Origin of the sequence: Flavobacterium chungangensis, assembly GCF_042654045.1 — a bacterium.
GTDB lineage: Bacteria > Bacteroidota > Bacteroidia > Flavobacteriales > Flavobacteriaceae > Flavobacterium > Flavobacterium chungangensis.
This window is the reverse complement of sequence record NZ_JBHSFY010000033.1, coordinates 1-1221: the sequence shown is the minus strand read 5'-3', so window position 1 is coordinate 1221 and position 1221 is coordinate 1. Positions and strand designations below refer to the sequence as shown.

Sequence of the window (1221 nt, the reverse complement as noted above, 5' to 3'; positions counted from 1 at the left end):
TTCTATCTGAGTCTTTGATGAAAGGGAAGCTAAAGTCTTAATCAGGATATGAGTCTCAAGCTCAGAGGAACGAACAGTTTACTTTTGCTTCCTTTCTCAATCATAAATCTACTTAAATTTTAAAAAAAATCTAAAGGAGGAACGAAGGATCACACGCGCAAATCAACAAAGATTAGAATTTCACAAATAAACAAAGCACAAAATTCTCATCCCGTATAATTCCGGAGGAATGAAATATTTATAGATTGTTTGATACGAGGTTTACAAAAAAGCTCCAGCGGAGCGACACATTAATTATTGTAAATCTAAAAAATATTTCGCCCTGCTAGGGCTCTTGTAAAAAGGGAATCATTATTTCTATAAATATTTCGTCCCTCTGGGACTTTTGTAGAAAATGATTTTAATGTTGAGTTTGTCATCCTGACGAACGAAGGATCACACTCGCAAATCGACAAAGATTAGAATTTCACAAATAAACAAGGCGCAAAATACTCATCCCGTATAATTCCGGAGGAATGAAATATTTATAGATTGTTTGATACGCGGTTTACAAAAAAGCTCCAGCGGAGCGACATATTCATTATCGTAAATCTAAATATGTTTCGCCCTGCTAGGGCTCTTGTAAAAATGGAATCATTATTTTTATAAATATTTCGTCCCTCTGGGACTTTTGTAGAAAATGATTTTAATGTTGAGTTTGTCATCCTGAGGAACGAAGGATCACACGCGCAAATCGACAAAGATTAGAATTTCCATTTAGTTTGTCATCCCGACGAAGGAGGGATCTCCGTAAGTAGCTCGGCAAAGATTGTCGATTTAGATTGCGGAATCCCTAGTGTGATCCTTCGTTTCTCAGGATGACAACTGCACGTAAACATTTGTCAGGCTGAGCGAAGTCGAAGCCCCGCAATGACAATCGACAATTCTTATTTTACAGGATATTTTTCTGGATTTTGTGAAGTATGAAAAACAGCATTTAAAAATACCGTTTTTGATAATTCATCAACTATAAAAAATGCTACGTATGGAAATTTTGTAAATGGAAGGTAGCGATAATTATTATCGTGAAATTGATAAAAAGGATTTATCTGTAAGTAGACTGCACCCAAAAGTTTAGACAAATTAATAACTAAGTTTTATAATAATGAGCTCGATATTGTATCGGGCTCATTGCTTTTAGATTAAGTTTTATTCTGTCATTATTATAATAATTAATATACT

General features: G+C 34.3%; 1 protein-coding gene. It reads right to left on the bottom strand.

Annotated elements, in window-relative coordinates; genetic code table 11:
* Positions 1-1129: 1129 nt before the first annotated feature.
* On the bottom strand, positions 1130-1216 hold the full coding sequence (locus ACFO3N_RS24900) for an IS3 family transposase (RefSeq protein ID WP_379796460.1): 87 nt from the start codon (positions 1214-1216) through the stop codon (positions 1130-1132).
* Between the last annotated feature and the right edge of the window lie 5 nt (positions 1217-1221).